Origin of the sequence: Mesorhizobium sp. M0954 (genome assembly GCF_040319155.1) — a bacterium.
In the GTDB taxonomy this organism is placed as follows: Bacteria; Pseudomonadota; Alphaproteobacteria; order Rhizobiales; family Rhizobiaceae; genus Mesorhizobium.
Window position 1 is genome coordinate 1 of sequence record NZ_JAMYNR010000032.1, and the last position, 18,657, is coordinate 18,657.

Sequence of the window (18,657 nt, forward strand, 5' to 3'; positions counted from 1 at the left end):
ACCTTCCTCTTTCTTTTGTGCGGCGGGGCCGGGGGTGGCGGGCCCCCCCCCCCGGGCGGGGGCGGCCCGATTATTTTATCCTCTTGGGTGCCCCGCCCCCCCCGGGCCCGCCGCCGCGCCCGGCCCCCCCCCCCCCCCCGCCCCCCGGCTCCCCACCGGCAAAAAGGAGGTTGCAATGAGCCGTTACACCATCACTGTCACTGGCACCGTCACCAGACAGATCCGCTCGGATCCAGACGCAGTCATCGGCTACGACCCACCACTTCGCACCTACTTCCTGCAAGCGTTCCCGCACGAAGAAACTGACGAGCCCGCGCTCTGGCTTGGCACCCGCGATCGCCCCTTCGAATCGCTTGAGGATCTTCGCCATGCAGCTATCTCACACGGCTACGACTTCATGGAGCTGCCGCCCGAATTAGCCGCAATGCTGGTCGACGACAAAGCGGCAGCAAGCGCGCGTCCGGAGCGGGACGGCATCCTCGGTCAGTTGCTGAAACACCTCGACCAACCCAAGTAGGCAAACGCAAAAAAGGGCCCGGGACGGAGTACTCCGTCCCGGGCCCTTTTTTTGCGCGTCGCAAAGAGCCACGAACATCACCCGTCACAGCATGCGATGGAGACTCCAAACCGCCGATTATTCCTTCGGCAGTTTGTGCTTATGAATGCGGATATAATCCTGGACAGCCTTTCGCAGCAGTTCGGTCATGCTGTGCCCGTTGCTGATCGCCAGCAACTTGAACTGTCGCTGCTCCGCAGCCGTCAGGTAGTACCCGCAGCGGATCATCTCCTCCTCGCGTATCTTCTTGCCGGCGATGGGATCCTTTTTCTGACCCTGCCGCAGCAGCTTGCGAAAGTCAGGCGTTGCACCCGATGCCGGCTCGAGCGTCTGCGGCATGGCCGATCCGGCATTTGGCTCCAGCTTCTGCCCCTCATTTTTCGGTGATGAAATGAACATGCTCGGCAGTGCCGGCGGCTGCGTGGAAATCGCCTTCATCATGCGGGCTTTCTTGTCGTCACCGGGTTTCGGTGCGGGTTCTTCGCTCATGCCGCGTTCCTTGTGGCTTCGATGAAGGTTTGCAGAAGGTCGTCGAAGACCCCTTCGCTCTCGGCAATCGCCTTCGCGTCAGGCACCGCGGGACTGTAAAGCGTCTGCCCGGTCTGAAGGTCGCGGTAGGCAACGCGATTATGCAGGACGTGTTCTGCAATCGGCGTGCCGTTGGCCTGGATGATGGCGCGCAGTTCGGTCAGGGCTCGCGCCCTGCCATCGATGATGGTCTGCTTGGTCAGCACAAATATCGCAGGCAGCGGTTTACCCCGGCTCTCGACCGCCAGCGGAATGTAGTGGTCGGTGATCTGGATGGCGGCGGTCACATCGTCGAGGGCAAAATAGACCGGCACGACGACAATATCGGCCGCGAAGAGCCCGGCCATGAGGTTGTCGTTTGTGGTCCCTTCCGTATCGATCAAGACAACGGAGCGTTCACCGTTGTGAATGGCTGCGGCGCCAAGGATTTCCTGCGGGGTCATCGCGCTCACCAGTTGCAGCCTGTCAGGGCGATTGCCGGCGTCACCCAGCATCTGGAACCAGCGGTTCATGTTCTGCCGCCGGTCTCCGTCGATGAGAGTGACCGAATAGCCCCGATGCAGCGCGACGGATGCGAGGGCGCGCAGCATCGTCGATTTGCCAGTGCCGCCCTTGGGGATCGCAGCGGAAATGATCATGAGGGCCTCCTTCCGGCGTGGGCTCCTTGTTTCCATGTTAACATGGAAACAAGTCATCATGGACACATGGAATAATCACAGTCGAAACGGGGTGACATAGTCAACGGGGCGAACCGGTTTGGCAACCCAGGCGCGCGCCGTAAGGCCCGCTCGGGGTGCAGACATTGCGCAGCTGCTATCAGTGAGGAAGGGGTTTGGCCGGTTGACCGCATTGCGGACCGCGCTCTGGTGTTACCATGTTAACATGGAAACAAGTCTTCAACACATCTTGGACACATCAAAGCAAATCGCGATGGAGACATTTTCGACGTTGCGGTTGTCGGACCGTGCCGTTGGCAATTGCGTTGGGTGAGAAGACGTGCGCTCGTATTTTCTATTCTCCTTGGCAGGATAGCCTATTTTGTGATACACACAAAATAGGCGGCGCGGCCCTGGCGGGCCTTAGCGCCCGCAAGCGAGCTTGAGAGATGGATGCAGACGCCCAGAAAGCCGCGGTGAAGAGTGCGTCACGACGCTATGGCGAGGTGACGCACATCCGGTTTTCGGCTGACGAGTTGGCCAGCCTCAAAGCCATTGCGGAGCGGGACGGCGTGACCGTCAGCGAAGTCGTGCGGCGTCTAGTGCGGGCAGAGGCCGGGCATCTGCCTGTCGCGTCAGAGGCGTTGCGGCCGGCGATCGTGGAGATGACCGATCAGCTGCGGCGCGTCGGCGTCAATTTCAATCAGGCCGTGCGTGCCATGAACGACGGCCGCATTTCTTCTGATGAGAATCTTGAGCAGGCGCTGATCGCCGTGGGCGACCTCGTGCGGCAGTTCCGCGAGGAACTGAAGGCGATGACTGGGGGCTCCCGCAAGGCGAGGGAGGCCAGGCCATGAGCGGTCGTCTTGCCGGCTACGCGGCCGAAATCGAACGCTATCTGCGGGGCGAGTCCGGCGTGAAGCGTGACGACCTGGACGAGGACAAATCTCAGACGGCCGCCGGACGCGCGGCCGGTGAATTCCAGGCGATGAAGAGTTATGAGGGGACCGGTGGCGGCGGACGCCTCGGGCAAGGACAAGCCGGCTCGGCGCTAGGTGGCGGCAGGAGCGCCGCTCGTTCTTCGCCGGGAGGGACAGGAGTGGCGGTGAGCTCCATGTCTAGCAGGACACCGAAGTCCACTGCTGCTGCGAGTTCGCCCAAGGCCGCCAGCGCGCCGATCATGGTCTATGGCGTCACGCTCGCCGGTTTCCGGCCGGAAGAGGAGGAAGAAGACTGGAAGCGGCGCGGCCGTGGTGCTGGTCGCTCGAGCGGTACAGGACGAGCGGCGCGGGCAGGCTATCAGGCGCGGGCCGTGGCGGCACGGGCAGGCTATGCGGCGGGCGCGCAGCCTGCTGTTTTTAAGGTCATGCCCAATCCGCCATCGACCAAGGAAGCCGCCGCTCGGCTGCTCAATTACATCGGCAGGCGCGAGGACGAAAAAGGCGAGAAACACGACATCGAGATTTTCGACGAGGATGGGCAGATCCTTGCGACAGGCGGCGCACGAAAGGCGTTCCTGGAAACGTTTTGCGAGACGTTCGAACCGCCCTTGGAAAACACCAATTTTCTGGAGGTTCGTTTCGAGCTGGCCGGCGAGGTCACCGATGCCGCCTTGAGTGAGGCGTTGAACAAGGCATTCGGTTCGAAACCGTTCATCTATGCACGGGGCGGACAGACGGTGCAAGTTTACGCACACACCGATGAGCGGGCTGGACCGCTTGCGAAAGTCCTTGCCGGCGGGCGGGAGAATTCGCGCAGCAAGGCGCTCGACAAGATCGAGGCGCGCTTGTCTGAAGCAATGGGCGCGGCGGGCGTGGTAGCCAAGGCAGAGGTAACGGCGGCCGTGAGCCGTGAACCCAAAGCGAAATATTTCGTGCAGAAGTTCATCCGCACCCACAGCCAAGTCCGCCACGCAAATGGCGAGCCTATGCCTGGGGTGAAGAATTCCACGAAGGCGGCGGCTGCGGTCTATGAACAATGGCGCCCGCAATTTTCGGGGCGTGAGCGGCGCAATGCCTATCACCTGCTTTTCTCGGCAAGAGCCGGCACCGATGCCAACGCCGTCATGGCCGCGGCGCGCGCCGTGCTCGAGGAGCGCGCGCCAGGATACAAGTTCGTCCTGGCGCATCACAAGGACACCAAGCACGTCCATATCCATGCGATGGTGCAGGCACGGTCAGCCGATGGCGAGCGCCTGAAATTCTACAAGCCGGATCTCGCAGCCTGGCGCGAGAGCTTTGCGGAAAAGGCACGCGAGAACGGCATTGCGATGGTAGCGACGCGGCGTATGGACCATGCGATGACGCGTCCGTTCACGAAGGAGCACGCCGGGGCTTATAGCCGGGCACAGAGCGACCCCCGCTATCAGGTCAGCGCCAGGACGATCGAGCGAGTGGAGGCCAAGCGGCAACGCCGTTTGGATGCACAATCCCTGGTCGTGAACGGCGATGCAATCGCTGCCGCGTGGCAAAGGACCGTGACGACGATGCGCGCAGTCGGTGTGGTTGGCCAGGCGCTCACGGCGGCCGAGTCGATCAGCAAAAACATTCTTCAGTTCGGTCGGGATCGGACAGGGAAGGGGCAGCCAGGTCCTGCCGCGGATCGCGGAGCTGATCAATCGGGGCAGAAGTCTTTTCTGTCCCATCCCGGTATGAGAGAATTGAATGCACTGATAGGAGATTTGGACATGGCGCAGACCCCCTTGGAAATGCGGCGTCAGATGGCCCGCGTCAATCAGGCTCTCGACAACATGCGCGAGACGCTGCCGCCGGCGAACCAAGGTCAGTTCGAACAGTATCGTGAAGAGGTCAACGACAAGATGCACGACCGCCTCGCGCGGCTGCAATTCGAGCGGCAGAAGCAGCGTCGTGGTGGTGGTGACGAGCCGACCCCCGAGCGCGAGGCGCGAGGGCGAGACCTTCCAACGGACGATTCCCGCCAGCCGGAACAGCCGCGCACCGGCACCGAGCAGGAGATGAGAGCCAAACAGAAGGACGCGAACAAGCAGAAGGCTCAGCAGGCTGAAGAGCAGGACCGCAAGACCCAGCGTTCAAACGACAACGACTACGAGCGTTGAGAAGAGGGGCGAGCTAGCGTCCTCGCGCGGTGGTCGATTGAAACGGCGCATTCGTTACAGAATGATCAGGCTGGATGGCAGCAATGCGCAAACTCGGTCGCAGAGTTCAATTTTGCGATTGCCCGAAAACAGACATGTCCTGTGAGACAGATGGGATCGCGGTTGCGCCAGAAGCAGACATCGGCGACTTAGCAAACTACGCACCCGAGGTGCACATTCCCTTCCCAGCGTTTGATGATCAATCTTTGGCGGGATTGCTGGCCGAGCGGGTCGGATGCCTAAGATTGGTAGGCGTCATACTGGTCTGCTGACGGAATACCCGGCTGAAATGCCCGGCATTTTCGAAACCGCATCGGTACGCGATTTCGCCTATCTGCAAGTCGCTGTCCTCCAGCAGGGACTTCGCATAATGCACCCGCAGCGCGAGATACGCCGCCATCGGGCTGACGCCCAGTTCAGTCCCGAAAAGACGCTCCAGCTGGCGCCTGGAACAATTCAACCGGCCTGCGATCTCGGTGATCGAGACTTTCTCCTGGATATTGCTTTCCATCAACAGCAGGGCCCGCTTTACGGCGCGGCTCGACGCTTCGGGAAACAGATCCCCGACGGGCTGCACGTCCCTGGTGTTTCGAATACGATCAAGGACAAGGATCTTGGCGGCTTTTTCCGCCGCTTTCCGACCGATGAATTGCGACACGAAATAGCCGGCAAGGTCAGCCGCGCCCGTGCCGCCGGCACAAGTCGAGCGGCCACGGTCGACGGAAAACAGACTATCGGCATGCGCGTTCACATCGGGGAACTCAGTCCGAAAATCCTTGATGTGGAACCAGCTGACGGCGGCGCTATAGCCATCCAGCAAGCCGTAACGGGCGAGCACGAAACTTCCCGTGCAAAGCGCGGTAAGAGGCACTCCCTTCTCGGCGGCCCTCAAAAGGAATGCCTCTTTCTCTGAACTGAGGGCACGGTTGGTGTCGAGCAAGCCACCGACCACGACGATGTTGTCAAAGTCCTTGGGATTGCCGATCTCCTTCGTCGGAAGCAATTCGACGCCGCAGCTCGCCCTGATCGGCAGGCCGCGTTCGCCAACGATCTGCCAGTCGAATTCGACCCTGCGGCTCCGGTCGCCCTCATCGCCAGCCAGGCGCAGCGTATCGATGAAGAGCGAGAGCGGCGACAGAGTGAAGTCGCGAACCAGGAGAAACGCAAAGCTCTTAGCCATTTTCACGCTGTCCTTGGGCGTTGCTCGATCCGCAATGGACGGATTCGTCTGTCTCCCTCCTGATGGGTGAGCCATCGACAATCTGTCCATATATTGTGTACCAAGAAAATACAATCCGTTGACTCGCTTACCAACGCATGCGATTCTTCCTCCCGTACTAGATGTCATTGACTATCAGAACCATTCCGAAGGTGCGCGCAATGAAGGGCAGCAAGGGCAGTCTCTACGACGATTTGAAGCGTCGCATCCTGACGATGGAACTTGATCCTGACGAGGATCTGGACGAGGTGGCGCTAAGCGAGCGCTACGGCCTGTCGCGGACCCCGGTCAGGGAAATCTTCCGCAGACTGGAGGGCGAAGGATACATCGAAATTCGCGCGAACAGGGGTGCTCGGGTTGTCCCGATGAACCATTCGACACTTCGGCATTTTTTCCTGGTCGCGCCCATGATCTACGCTGCCATCGGCCGATTGGCCGTCCAGAATTTCAAGCCCTCGCAGCTTGCGGACCTGAAGGACACACAGGAGCGTTTCCGCAAGGCAAGTGCGTCCAGCGACGCGCTCTCGATGGTGCTCGAGAACAACAGGTTTCACGAGATCATCGGCGAGATGTCCGGCAATGCCTATCTGCAGCCAAGTCTCGGCAGGCTGCTGATAGACCACGCCCGTATCGGTCACACTTTCTTCCGCCCGCGCAACGCTGACATGCGCAAGCGGCTCGAGACAGCAGTCGAACACCATGACGGCTTCATCTCTGCTATTGGCGCTCACGAAGAGGACGCCGTTGTGGACCTCGTGTTCGAGCACTGGGAACTGTCGCGCGAGAACATGGAGATGTTTATCGCGCCCCAAGGATTGAAGGCGGATGCCCTCGTTGGCGATTCTTGACCGCATCGCCGTAAGCGACCCGGCGAAATTCGAAGACCTCGACTTTTCAGGATCAGCGCCTAACCTTTGGGGTTAGGATCATCCCTTTTTGCTGAAATCGCCTAGGATCCGTCCAGGACGGGCTCGAAACGCGCCGCGTGCGAGGAGGAATGCTCGCTCTCGCTGCTTTTGGTCTTGCGGCTCCTCTACCACGAGCCCGCTTCTACTCGTGCGCTTAGGCAGTTTGCCCGGCAATCGCATAGGCTCTGCCCATGCGAGCAGGCAGTGTGTTATCAAAATATAAAAATTGTGTACGCAGATAATACAATCCATTGACTCCCCCGCGACCGTGTGCAATTTTCCAGCCATCAAATGCGATCGACGGGTCCGGGGCACTGAGAATTCTCGCGTGAGAAGTTCGCAGACGGCTTCGTGCGCCTCGAAAAGCGCATTCGTAGAAACGGCCACTCCATCGACGGAGGAATGACTTGAAGTTCGAGGGTATCTACACCCCCGCGGTGACGCCGCTTGAGCCCGATGGGCAGATTGATCGCACCGCTTTCGCGGCCGTTCTCGAGTCACTCATCGAAGCCGGGGTGCACGGTATTATCGTCGGCGGTTCGACGGGCGAATACTACGCGCAGAGCGCCCAGGAGCGCTTCGATCTTGCCGCCTATGCCAAAGAGGTAATTGGCACCCGGCTCCCGCTCATCATTGGTACTGGCGCCATCAGGACCGAAGACTCAGTCGAGTATGCCAAGGCTGCGAAGGAGATCGGTGCCGACGCCATCCTCGTATCGTCCCCGCCATACGCTTTGCCGACCGAGCGCGAGAACGCGGTTCACGCACTGACCGTCGACCGCGCGGCGAATTTACCGATCATGCTCTACAACTACCCGGCCCGCATGGGCATCACCATGCGAGAGGACTATCTCGCCCGCGTCGGCAAATCAAAAAATGTCGTGGCGATCAAGGAAAGCTCGGGTGAAACGAGCAACGTCCACCTGCTCGCCCGGAAGTTTCCGCACATCTCGCTTTCCTGCGGCTGGGATGACCAGGCGCTCGAATTCTTTGCATGGGGCGCCAGGAGCTGGGTCTGCGCCGGCTCCAATTTTCTGCCGCGCGAACATGTCGCGCTCTACGAAGCCTGCGTCCTCGAAAGGAACTTCGACAAGGGCCGCGCCATCATGACCGCAATGCTGCCGCTCATGGATTTTCTGGAGTGCGGAAAATTCGTCCAATCGATCAAGCACGGCTGTGAACTGATCGGCCTCAAGGCAGGCCCGGTGCGGGCACCGCTGCGCCCGCTCAATTCGGAAGAAAAGCGAACTCTCCAGACTGTCGTCGCCACCTTGAAGCGCACGGTCGCCCAGATCACGTCGGGAGCAAATCATGCATGACCTTTTGACCGCTGCCGAATACAAGGCGATCGCCGCGGACATTCAATTTCCGACCAATGCCTTCATTGATGGTGCATTTCGTCCGGCGAATTCAGCCAAGACATTCAAGACGACCAATCCAGCGACGGGCGACACACTTGCCGAGATCGCGGCGTGCGACGCTACCGATGTCGATTTCGCGGTGACCAAGGCCAGGCAAGCTTTCGACGACGGCCGCTGGCATCTCCGCTCGCCCGGTGAGCGCAAAGCCGTACTTCTCAAATTCGCGAAGCTTTTGGAGGATAACCGTCACGAACTCGCTGTGATGGAGAGCCTCGACAGTGGCAAGCCGGTCCGCGAATGCCAGACCGTGGATGTTCCGGACACGATCCATACCATCCGCTGGCATGCCGAACTGATCGACAAGCTTTATGACAACATCGCTCCCGTGGGCTCGAACGCGCTGACCATGGTCGTGCGCGAACCGGTCGGCGTCGTCGGGTGCGTCCTGCCCTGGAACTTTCCACTGCTGATGCTTGCCTGGAAAATCGGCCCGGCGCTTGCCGCGGGATGCTCGGTGATCGTGAAGCCAGCCCAGGAAACGACGCTGACGACGCTTCGTGTTGCCGAACTGGCCTATGAGGCGGGTATCCCGGCTGGCGTCTTCAACGTTGTCACGGGCGGCGGCAAGGATGTCGGCGAACCGATCGGCATGCACATGGACGTCGACATGGTGGCGTTCACCGGATCGACGCCGACAGGTCGCCGTTTCCTGCACTATGCAGCCGACTCCAACCTCAAGCGCGTCGTCCTTGAATGCGGCGGCAAGAACCCGGCCGTGGTGCTCGATGACGCTGAGGATCTCGACCTCGTCGCCGAACAGGTGGTCAACGGCGCGTTCTGGAACATGGGCGAAAACTGCTCGGCCACGTCGCGGCTCATCGTCGACGCCAAGATCAAGGACGAATTGCTCCAGCGGATCGGCGCTTATATGCGCGAGTGGAAGACCGGCGACCCGCTCGATCCCGAAAACCGCATCGGCGCGCTCGTCAGCAAGAGCCATTTCGAGAAGGTGAAGTCGTTCCTCGGCGACGTGAAGACTGAAAAGCTCTCCGTCGTCCATGGCGGTGCCACGCACAAGGGTATCTACATCGAGCCGACCGTCGTTGACGGTGTCACGCCTTCGAGCCGCCTGTTTCAGGAGGAGATCTTCGGACCGATCCTTTCGGTCACGACGTTCAATTCGCTTGCCGAAGCCGTGGCTCTCGCCAACGACACGAACTACGGCCTGACAGCGTCCGTCTACACCGGCAGCCTGCGCAAGGCGATCAAGCTTTCGCGCGAAATCCGGGCGGGTGTCGTGACCGTCAACTGCTTCGGCGAAGGCGACGCGACAACGCCGTTCGGCGGCTACAAGGAATCCGGTTTCGGCGGACGCGACAAGTCGGTCTTCGCCCATGACAACTACTGTGAATTGAAGACGGTCTGGATCGACGTCTCGGATCGTTCTGTCGACGAGACCGTCAGATGAGCGACATCGTCGTCAAGCGTCTTCCGGCGGAATCCGGAACCTCGGGCTGGGAGGCGCTCAGCAGACGCAGCTTCCCCGTCCGGACGCTCGACGGCGACGTTTCGGCCGACTGGCTGATCATCGGTGCCGGCTTCGCGGGCCTCTCCGCCGCGCGGCGGCTGTCTCAACTACGGCCTGGCGACCGGATCGTCGTGCTGGAGGCGGGAGAGATCGCCAAAGGGACCTCGGGCCGGAACTCCGGCTATATGATCGATGTCCCGCACAATCTGACGTCCGGCGAATATTCCGTCGCCGGTGAGACTGCGACAAGGACGGAGATCGCTCAGAACCGTTTTGCGATCTCTTTCGCCGCCGATGCCGCCGCCGAATATGGCATGACCGTGCGCACCTTCGACCCATCGGGAAAGATCAATGCTGCGGCGACAGACCGCGGGATGAGGCTCAACGAAAGCTACGGCCACTCGCTCGCTGGCATTGGCGAAGAGCACCGCTTCCTGGATGCGGACGAAATGCGGGAGATCACCGGCTCATCATACTACCGGGGAGGTCTCTACACGCCGGGCGCCGTGATGATCCAACCTGCAGACTATATCCGCGGGTTTGCGGCCGGGCTGGCATCGAAGGCCGACATATTCGAGCACTCGCCGGTGCTCAAACTGGAGCGCCGGAGCGGGATGTGGAAGGCCATGTCGCGCAACGGAAGTGTGACCGCTCCGAAAGTCATCCTGGGCGTCAATGGCCACGTCGAGGATTTCGGCCACTTCCGCGGCCGCCTTATGCACATCTTCACCTACGCATCGATGACCGCCCCTTTCACGTCGAGGTCCACCGGCAAGGACAGGTGGGCGTTACTCCCGGCCGATCCGATGGGGGCGACGGTCAGGAAGATCACATCAGATGGGTCTTCGCGTATCGTGATCCGGACCCGGTTCACCTACGACTGGACCGTCCAGGTCGGCGAGAAGCGCTTGGCCGGGATTGGCGCTGAGCAGCGGACATCCCTGGACGCCAGGTTTCCGGACCTCAAGGATGTGCCGTTCGAGCACGTCTGGGCCGGGCGGCTTTGCCTCAGCCGCAACCATGTGCCGGCCTTCGGCGAAATAGAAGAGGGCCTCTACTCGGCGTGCTGCGAGAACGGTCTCGGGACCGTGAAAAGCACGCTCGCGGGCGTCATGGCCGCCGATCTGGCGACCGGCACCCACTCGGACATGCTCGACAAATTCTCGGATCAGCCGGAGCCCGCCAGGCTCCCTCCGGAGCCGCTCGCATGGCTCGGCGTCAACACCGTGATCCGATTGCAGGAATTGCGTGCAGGCCGCGAGGGATGAGCCCTCGCCGCGCAATATGAGGACTGAGCCGACCGCAAAGTCTTCAAATGAGAATGGGAACAACAATAAGGAGTGAGTAAAAATGAAGACGTTGTGGAAAGCGCTCTGCGCTGCCGCGATGGTCGGTATGACCATGCTGTCCGCGCAGGCGGAAGAAAAGACCATTACCATAGGCACGATGTCCTGGGAGGACCTCACCCCCATCACCGGCATCACCAAGAAGGTGCTCGAAGATTCCGGCTACACCGTGAAGGTGGTGCCTTTCTCAGAGTGGGGCATCGCCTACGCCGCGTTGGCCAAGGGCGACGTCCAGATCCTCGCCTCGCAGACGGACTATGTCGCCCAGGACTACTGGGACAAGAACAAAAAAAAGCTCGAGAAGATCTCTCCGGTTTCGCACGGTCTTTTCCAGGGCGTTGCGGTGCCGAAATACGTGACGATCGACTCGATGGACCAGTTGAATGACAACGCCGACAAGTTCGGCGGCAAGATCGTCGGTATTGAGCCGGGATCGGGTCTGATGCGTGATACGGCGAACTCGGTGAAGGCATACGATCTGAAACTTCAGCTCGTCGAAGGCAGCACCGCGGCCATGACCGCGGCGCTCAAATCGGCAACCGACCGCAAGGAATGGATTGCTGTCACCATCTGGGAACCCTCGTGGATGATGCAGAAATATGACGTGAAGTTCCTCAAGGATCCGAAGGCAATCTTCCCGCCGCCGCAGAGCTATTACTGGATCGGCAAGAAGGGTTTCTCGGCTGACAATCCGCACGCACGCGAGGTCATCGCCAGCGTCTACGTCCCGCTCGCCGACATCACCTCGATCAACTCCGCCGTCAACGAAGGCAAGACCATGGACGAGGCCATCAAAGCCTGGACCGACAGCCATACCGATCTCCTGAAGCGCTGGGAGAACATCAAGGCCGAGTGATCATCGAAACGACGGGCCGCCAACGCCGGCGGCCCGTCTCGGAACTTCGATAAACACGAAGGCCAGCGTCAGGCCGGCCCATGGGGAACGCAATGAACAGTGCGATGAAGGACTCCAATGAAGTGCTGGTGGACTGCCAGTCCGTATGGAAAATTTTCGGTAGCCGCGCTCAGGCTGCCGTCAAGGCCATAACCGAACGTGGGCTATCCAAGAAACAGGTGCTGCAGGACTTCGACTGCGTGGTGGGCGTCTCCGATGCCAGCTTCCAGGTCCGCCGTGGTGAGATATTCTGCGTCATGGGACTCTCGGGGAGCGGCAAGTCGACACTGATCCGCCTCCTTAATCGTCTGATCGAACCAAGCCTCGGCAAGATCACGGTGAAGGGAAAGGAGATCGCAAAGCTGAATGCTGCAGAACTCCGCGACATGCGCGCTCGCAACATCGGTATGGTGTTTCAGAGCGTGGCGCTTCTGCCCAACAGGACGGTGCTAGAGAACGCCGCCTTCGGTCTTGAGGTGCGAGGCGTTGCGAAAGACGAGCGCAACAGGACCGCCCGCGCAACCCTCGAAAAGGTTGGCCTTGCCGACTGGACGTCGCGCTATCCCGCCGAACTGTCCGGCGGCATGCAGCAGCGCGTCGGCCTCGCCAGGGCGTTGGCGGCAGACCCCGAGATCATTCTCATGGACGAGCCGTTCAGCGCGCTTGATCCGCTGATCCGCCGCCAGTTGCAGGACGAATTCCGCAACCTCACCAAGTCGCTCGGCAAGTCCGCCGTCTTCATCACCCACGACCTTGAGGAAGCCATCCGTATCGGCGACCGCATCGCCATCATGAAAGATGGTGTCATCGTCCAGGTCGGGACGGCGGAGGAGATTGTGACCAAACCTGCCGACGACTACGTCTCCGATTTCGTGGCCGGCATATCCAGGATTCACCTGGTCAAGGCGCACTCGGTGATGCGACCTGTAGCCGAGTTCAACAACTCGCAGCCGCATTGCGACGTCAACACGCTGCTTCGGACTTCGCCTGAGGCCGACATCGGCGAACTCATCGACCTCACCATGCGGTCCGATCGCGACGCGGTCGCGGTCGTCGAGAATGGCACCGTCGTCGGTGTTGTCACCATCCGCGGACTGCTCCGCGGTGTCGCCGGGGCGCCCGCGGGAGAACTCGCTGCGGCGTAGTTCGGGAGGAGCGAAATGGACAGGTTATTCATTACCGACACGTTTGATGCCTGGACGGACGCCGCGCTCGGCTGGATCAGCGACAAAGGCGAATGGTTGTTCGACTCTCTCAGGGCGGTGCTTGAAGGGACCTACGATGGTGTCCTGTGGCTCCTGCAACTCGCACCGTTCTACGTCATCGCGATCATCGGGGCGCTGCTCGGATGGCGCTTGATAAATGCAATGGCCGGCATCCTTGCGGGCCTTGCCTTGATCTTTTGTGCGGTCATGGGGCTCTGGACTGAAACCATGAGCACATTGGCCCTGGTGACCACCGCCACGATCCTCGCCCTTGTCGTCGGTATTCCAACCGGGATCGTGGCTGGCTTCGTCAAGTCGTTCGACCGCGTTCTCGAGCCGGTGCTCGATCTGATCCAGACGCTCCCGCCCTACATCTACCTTCTTCCGGCGATCGCGCTCCTGGGTTATGGGCCCGCTACCGCGCTCGTCGCCACCGTCATCGTCGCGATGCCGCCCGCCATCCGGCTCACGTCCCTCGGCATTCGCATGACGCCACACGAGTTCATCGAGCTCGGCCAGGCGAGCGGCCTGACGCCGTGGCAGATGTTCATCAAAATCAGGCTTCCCTTCGCCATCCCAAGCGTCATGGCCGGGATCAACCAGAGCCTGATGATGGCGTTCGGCATGGTCGTCATTGCCGGCATCGTCGGCTCGGGCGGTCTCGGAGAGACGATCTACACAGCCGTGCGCACGCTCGACATCGCTACTTCGATCAACGCCGCGATCGCGATCGTCATTCTGACCATGGTGCTCGACAGGCTCACACAGAGCGCGGCGCATCGCGCCGAGAGAGGTGGAAGATGAACCTTGATTTGGTCCAGTTTTCGCCGGGGGCCTACCTCGCCCCCGCAGTGGATTGGCTGAACAAGAACTTCCATCCGTTCTTCGACGCGCTGACCAAGCTAATCGAGGCGGTGCTGGGCGGCATCGAAACTGCCCTGCTCTACCCGCCTTCCTATGCGACGATCGTCGTGGCTGTCCTTCTCGCCGCGTTCTTCGTCAGTGTCCGGGTCTCGGTGGTGACGGCCATCGCGCTCGCGTTCTGCCTGCTGGCAGGTTTTTGGACCGCATCGATGCAGACGCTGGCGCTGGTGACGGTGGCAGTGATCATTTCCGTGTCGATCGCCTTCCCGCTTGGCATCTTGGCATCGCGCTACCGGAAGTTCGAAGCCGCGATCCGTCCCGTGCTGGACATCATGCAGACCGTGCCTCCGTGGGTCTATCTCATCCCCGCCGTCATGATCTTCAGCCTCGGTCGCGTTCCGGCGATCATCGCCACGATCGTCTACGGCATACCACCGATGCTGCGCCTGACAACTCTGGCCTTCAACCAGGTGCCAAAGGACCTCCTGGAGCTCGGCCAAGCCACCGGCGCCTCGCCACGGTCGATTCTGTTCAAGATCGAAATCCCTTCAGCCACCCCGACACTTCTGGTCGGTCTTAACCAGTGCATCCTTCTGTCGCTGGCGATGGTCGTCCTGGCGGGCCTCGTCGGCGCTGGAGGCCTCGGAGCCGAGGTGACGCGGGGACTGACACGGATGGAGATGGGCCTGGGCCTGCGGGCCGGACTGTCGATCGTCGCAGTCGCCATTCTTCTCGACAGGGTCTCCAGGGGGGTGCTGCAACGCAGCCAGGCGCCTGGCGCAAGGAAGCCCGCCTGAACCACCGAAGGGAAATACCATGCGCCACAGTTTCTTCTGCATCGATTCCCACACCTGCGGCAATCCGGTGCGCCTGGTCGCGGGCGGCGGTCCCCTGCTGCCCCATATCCCGATCGCAGAGCGGCGCGACCTGTTCCTCCGCGACCATGACTGGATCCGGCAGGCACTGATGTTCGAGCCGCGCGGGCACGACATCATGTCGGGCGCGATCATCTATCCTGCGTATCGCGAGGACTGCGACTTCGCCGTGATCTTCATCGAAGTCAGCGGATGCCTACCGATGTGCGGCGCCGGCACGATCGGCCTCGTGACGGCGGCAATCGAAGAAGGCCTCGTAATGCCCAAGGTCCCGGGCAAGCTGTCAATCGAGACGCCGGCCGGCAGGGTCGATATCCAGTACGACAAACCGGGCGAGTTCGTGGACTCCGTCCGGATGTTCAACGTCGCCAGCTATCTGCATACCGCGGACGTCGCCATGGATGTCCCCGGTCTCGGTCGCCTCGTCGTCGACATCGCCTATGGTGGCAACTACTACGCTGTCGTCGAGCCGCAGGAGTCATTTCAGGGCCTCGATGGCATGTCGGCGAGCGACATCGTCGACCTCAGCCGCAGTCTCCGCGACGCGCTCGAACCCATCTGCGATCCGGTTCATCCCGAAGACGAGAAAATACGCGGTGTTCATCACGCCATCTGGTGCGACAGGCCCTCAAGCAGCAATGCCGACGGCCGCGGCGCTGTGTTTTATGGCGACAAGGCGATCGACCGTTCGCCGGGCGGCACCGGAACTTCAGCGCGTATGGCGCAACTCTATGGTAAGGGACGACTGAAGGTCGGCGATAGCTTCCGTCAGGAAAGCTTGATCGGCACAGTTTTCGAGGGCCGCGTCGAGGCCGAGACCGACGTTGGGCCGTTCAAGGGCATTCGGCCAAGCGTCGGCGGCTGGGCGAGGATCATCGGCCACAATACGATTTTCGTGGACGATCGCGATCCGCTGGCCCACGGATTCCAGATGCGATGACGACATGCACGCCTCTTCGCAATGTCCGCTTAGGATTTAGATCACGTCTATGCTCTGCGGGTCTGAAGGACCGCTTCTGAAAACCAATGCGCAAAGCCGCCGGTCTGCTTCCGTGAAGAGTTTCGGGTGCGGACAGGCGTACGAAAGTCGCCGAGGAAGGAATCCGCGGGCCAGAGGTCGATGACTATGGAGATTTCGATCTGCGGCTGATGTCCGCGATGGCGTGACCACGGCTCCATTCGTAGGCGATATATGCCTGCGTTCGCGCAGAGTCCCACTCTGTCGAACGTTCGCCAGGGCGATTGTCCGCTACCCGATCGACAATGTCGGCAGGCCGTGCATTTCGATATCCGAGGTTAGCCACGCCGTAAGGGAATATTCCGCTTTGCGAACTCACGGATTGGGAACTTATCGATCTCATTGCGCGAAGCGCGATGGACGCGGGATTTGCGGTTGAATTCGACGCCGCGGATTCTTGAGACTCCTCCGCCGCATCGAAATGCTAGTTATCCATCGACTACATCAGGCAAAGTATCTTCGACGACGCTCAAATTTCGATCGAAAGCCTCGGTGTCGGATGCGTGGGCTCGGAGAGATCGCACCTTGTTTAGGATAGCCGCAACCGCCGCTTCTTTTTCTGGCGCTATGCGTGTTGTCACCGCTTTGGCCGCCAACGCGGAAAAATCTATGGCGGCATAAGGTGGCACACCTGCAGTGTCGCTTGCTTTCGGCCGTTCTTTCACGATTGTGCGCCGGCCCCGCGGCGGAGCCATACGGCCGGCTTTTGCGGCAAATGTTGCGCCGCGCCGCAGGCGCGTCTGCAAGAGGCCTGAGCGGTACGCCGGTGCTGTCGGCACAATCGTCGGGAGCGCAGGAGATGGAACCGCCGCGGAAGCGTCCAACGCAGGTCTTTTCGTGCGCGAAGCGTCGGTAGAGGCGGGCAGGGGCATGAATGCGCGTTTGGCGAGCTGGCCGTCGGCGAAATAGAAATTGCGCGTGCCAAGGATCGGCAGCTCGCCGCGCGGCAATATGATGACCTTGTTCTTGTCGAGCGTGCGGATTTCGTCCGGCCGCATGAGCGGCCGCCGCACTTCCTTGCGGTGCTCCGAGCGCGTGTAATAAGTGTCGAACAACGTCGCCTTGGTGCGCGTCACGTCTTTTTGCACGTCCGACCTTTCGCCGAGCTGCTCGGAAACGTAGCGCAGATCGTCAGCATCCTGCGCGCCGAAAAAGATCTGCACGCGAGCGGCATTAATGAGCGTCTTGCGCCCTTCCTGGCGATAGATCTCGTCTACAGCCTTCAACGACTGCACGAAAAACCACATCGAAACGCCGTTGCCCCCGAGCACGCTCGCCATTTCGGTGACGTTCTCGAGCTTGCCGAGGTTCTGGAACTCGTCGAGCAGCACAAGCACCGGATGCTCGGCCGGCTGCGGCAGGCTTTCCGACATAAAGTTCATCATCTGCGTAGTCAGGACGTTGAACAACGGTCCAAGCGACGTAATCTGCTCACGCCGCACGTCGAGATAAAGAGAAATCCGGTCACGCTTGAGCTTGCGAATATCGAACGTGCTGCGCGACGTAGCTCGCATCAGGCGCTCGTTGAGAAAGGGGGTCATGCCGGTGCGTACGCCGGCGTAGATTCCGGAAAACTGCCGCTCCGACATTTCGAAATACGGCAACAGGGTTTGCAGCGTGAAATGCGAACATTCGCGGCGGCGTTCCTCGCGCAGCGAGCCGATGAACTCGAGGAGCGGATGCTCGGCACCGTTCATGATCTCGAGGATTGTGGCGAAGGTCTTCTTCTCGTTCGGGATCGCGGGCGATTCCATGACGAAGGACGCTATTCCGGTAAAAAGGAGGCGGGCATCGTTGACCCAATACGGGTCTGCGTTGGACGGGGGGCGCGGAAACAGCGCCGCAGCGATGTTGCGAAGGTCGATGTCGCGCTGAGCTGAGTCCAGCGAGATGAAGTCCATCGGATTGTAGCAGGCGGTATTGCCGTCGGGGTCAGCCGGCGCGAAACGCACCACGCGGCTCATGGTTGAACGGTAGCCGGCGGTCGCCGCATAGGTCTCGCCCCGCAGGTCGAGAACCACGAGCGAATGCGGCCAGGTCAAGGCGTTCGGGATGATGAGAGACGTGCCTTTACCGGAGCGCGGCGGCCCTATGACGAAGCCGCCGACATCATCGCCATCAATCCATAATTTCTTGCCGCCGATCAGCCTGCGCTGCATCAGGCGAATCTTGCCAGAGCGCTGGTCGCGGCGGGGCGACAGGATTTCGGCAAGCCTGCCGCCGGCTCGACCGACGAAGACGCCGCCCACTTTCGTCAGCCCGGTTTTCGATACGTCGCTCATAGTCATGAAGCGAGAGTCATTGCGCTTTCTCGGACGCATGAGAAACAAGCTGACCAGTGGCAAGAGAAACCCTAATGCGCCTGCTGCAACGGCGTATTGTACCCGGCCAAAATTCCTCGCCATCGTGTCCGCCCAGGCCAGACGAACGACCGGCCAGGGATTGGCGTTCAGCTGGTCGAACAGGACGTGGGCGCCAGTCCGATACCAATCTGTCGCGGCATAGGCGACCGTGAAGAGCAGTGCGCCCAAGGCCATCGCCATAAGCATCATGAAAATTGCTGTTGCGATTTTCTGCATGGAT

At 60.8% G+C, this 18,657-nt stretch carries 16 protein-coding genes; 12 read left to right on the forward strand and 4 right to left on the reverse strand.

Annotated elements, in window-relative coordinates; genetic code table 11:
* The first annotated feature begins 175 nt into the window (after positions 1–175).
* Positions 176–517 (forward strand): hypothetical protein, encoded by a 342-nt coding sequence (locus tag NKH93_RS28665; RefSeq protein ID WP_352973939.1) that lies wholly within the window; start codon positions 176–178, stop codon positions 515–517.
* A gap of 117 nt (positions 518–634) precedes the next feature.
* Here the strand turns inward: NKH93_RS28665 and NKH93_RS28670 are convergent, their stop codons facing one another.
* Positions 635–1,045, reverse strand: coding sequence for a hypothetical protein (locus NKH93_RS28670; RefSeq protein WP_352973943.1), 411 nt, complete (start codon positions 1,043–1,045; stop codon positions 635–637).
* Positions 1,042–1,782, reverse strand: a complete 741-nt coding sequence (locus tag NKH93_RS28675) for a nucleotide-binding protein (protein WP_352974093.1) — start codon at positions 1,780–1,782, stop codon at positions 1,042–1,044. The genes NKH93_RS28670 and NKH93_RS28675 overlap by 4 nt, the downstream gene beginning before the upstream one ends.
* Positions 1,783–2,189: 407 nt before the next feature.
* On the opposite strand from NKH93_RS28675, the gene NKH93_RS28680 reads away from it, so the two are divergent.
* Together NKH93_RS28680 and NKH93_RS28685 are read left to right on the forward strand one after the other, a co-directional pair.
* Entirely contained in the window at positions 2,190–2,597 is a 408-nt protein-coding gene (locus tag NKH93_RS28680) for a plasmid mobilization protein (protein ID WP_352973946.1), read from the forward strand.
* A complete protein-coding gene (locus NKH93_RS28685) occupies positions 2,594–4,816 on the forward strand; it encodes a relaxase/mobilization nuclease domain-containing protein (RefSeq protein ID WP_352973950.1) in 2,223 nt (740 codons plus the stop codon). The genes NKH93_RS28680 and NKH93_RS28685 overlap by 4 nt, the downstream gene beginning before the upstream one ends.
* A gap of 238 nt (positions 4,817–5,054) precedes the next feature.
* On the opposite strand, the gene NKH93_RS28690 is transcribed toward NKH93_RS28685, so the two are convergent.
* Positions 5,055–6,110, reverse strand: a complete 1,056-nt coding sequence (locus NKH93_RS28690) for a GlxA family transcriptional regulator (RefSeq protein WP_352973953.1) — start codon at positions 6,108–6,110, stop codon at positions 5,055–5,057.
* A gap of 125 nt (positions 6,111–6,235) precedes the next feature.
* Between NKH93_RS28690 and NKH93_RS28695 the strand changes: the two genes are divergently transcribed.
* The 9 genes from NKH93_RS28695 to NKH93_RS28735 all read left to right on the forward strand — a co-directional run bounded on the left by NKH93_RS28695 (position 6,236) and on the right by NKH93_RS28735 (position 15,996).
* Positions 6,236–6,922, forward strand: coding sequence for a GntR family transcriptional regulator (locus NKH93_RS28695; protein ID WP_352973957.1), 687 nt, complete (start codon positions 6,236–6,238; stop codon positions 6,920–6,922).
* Positions 6,923–7,389: 467 nt separating this feature from the next.
* Positions 7,390–8,301, forward strand: coding sequence for a dihydrodipicolinate synthase family protein (locus NKH93_RS28700; RefSeq protein ID WP_352973960.1), 912 nt, complete (start codon positions 7,390–7,392; stop codon positions 8,299–8,301).
* On the forward strand, positions 8,294–9,811 hold the full coding sequence (locus NKH93_RS28705; protein WP_352973962.1) for an aldehyde dehydrogenase: 1,518 nt from the start codon (positions 8,294–8,296) through the stop codon (positions 9,809–9,811). Before NKH93_RS28700 ends, NKH93_RS28705 begins: the two co-directional genes overlap by 8 nt.
* Positions 9,808–11,139 carry an NAD(P)/FAD-dependent oxidoreductase gene (locus NKH93_RS28710; protein WP_352973965.1) on the forward strand — a complete coding sequence of 444 codons (1,332 nt, stop codon included), beginning with the start codon at positions 9,808–9,810 and terminating at the stop codon, positions 11,137–11,139. The genes NKH93_RS28705 and NKH93_RS28710 overlap by 4 nt, the downstream gene beginning before the upstream one ends.
* A gap of 82 nt (positions 11,140–11,221) precedes the next feature.
* On the forward strand, positions 11,222–12,073 hold the full coding sequence (locus tag NKH93_RS28715; RefSeq protein WP_352973967.1) for a glycine betaine ABC transporter substrate-binding protein: 852 nt from the start codon (positions 11,222–11,224) through the stop codon (positions 12,071–12,073).
* Between the two features lie 92 nt (positions 12,074–12,165).
* Positions 12,166–13,257 carry a quaternary amine ABC transporter ATP-binding protein gene (locus tag NKH93_RS28720; RefSeq protein WP_352973971.1) on the forward strand — a complete coding sequence of 364 codons (1,092 nt, stop codon included), beginning with the start codon at positions 12,166–12,168 and terminating at the stop codon, positions 13,255–13,257.
* A 15-nt stretch (positions 13,258–13,272) separates the two neighbouring features.
* Positions 13,273–14,121 (forward strand): ABC transporter permease, encoded by an 849-nt coding sequence (locus NKH93_RS28725; RefSeq protein ID WP_352973973.1) that lies wholly within the window; start codon positions 13,273–13,275, stop codon positions 14,119–14,121.
* Positions 14,118–14,978: an ABC transporter permease gene (locus NKH93_RS28730; RefSeq protein ID WP_352973975.1), complete on the forward strand. Its 861-nt coding sequence runs from the start codon at positions 14,118–14,120 to the stop codon at positions 14,976–14,978. The genes NKH93_RS28725 and NKH93_RS28730 overlap by 4 nt, the downstream gene beginning before the upstream one ends.
* Before the next feature lie 19 nt (positions 14,979–14,997).
* On the forward strand, positions 14,998–15,996 hold the full coding sequence (locus NKH93_RS28735; protein WP_352973979.1) for a 4-hydroxyproline epimerase: 999 nt from the start codon (positions 14,998–15,000) through the stop codon (positions 15,994–15,996).
* 506 nt (positions 15,997–16,502) lie between these two features.
* Here the strand turns inward: NKH93_RS28735 and NKH93_RS28740 are convergent.
* Positions 16,503–18,653, reverse strand: a complete 2,151-nt coding sequence (locus NKH93_RS28740; RefSeq protein ID WP_352973984.1) for a type IV secretory system conjugative DNA transfer family protein — start codon at positions 18,651–18,653, stop codon at positions 16,503–16,505.
* Positions 18,654–18,657 lie beyond the last annotated feature (4 nt).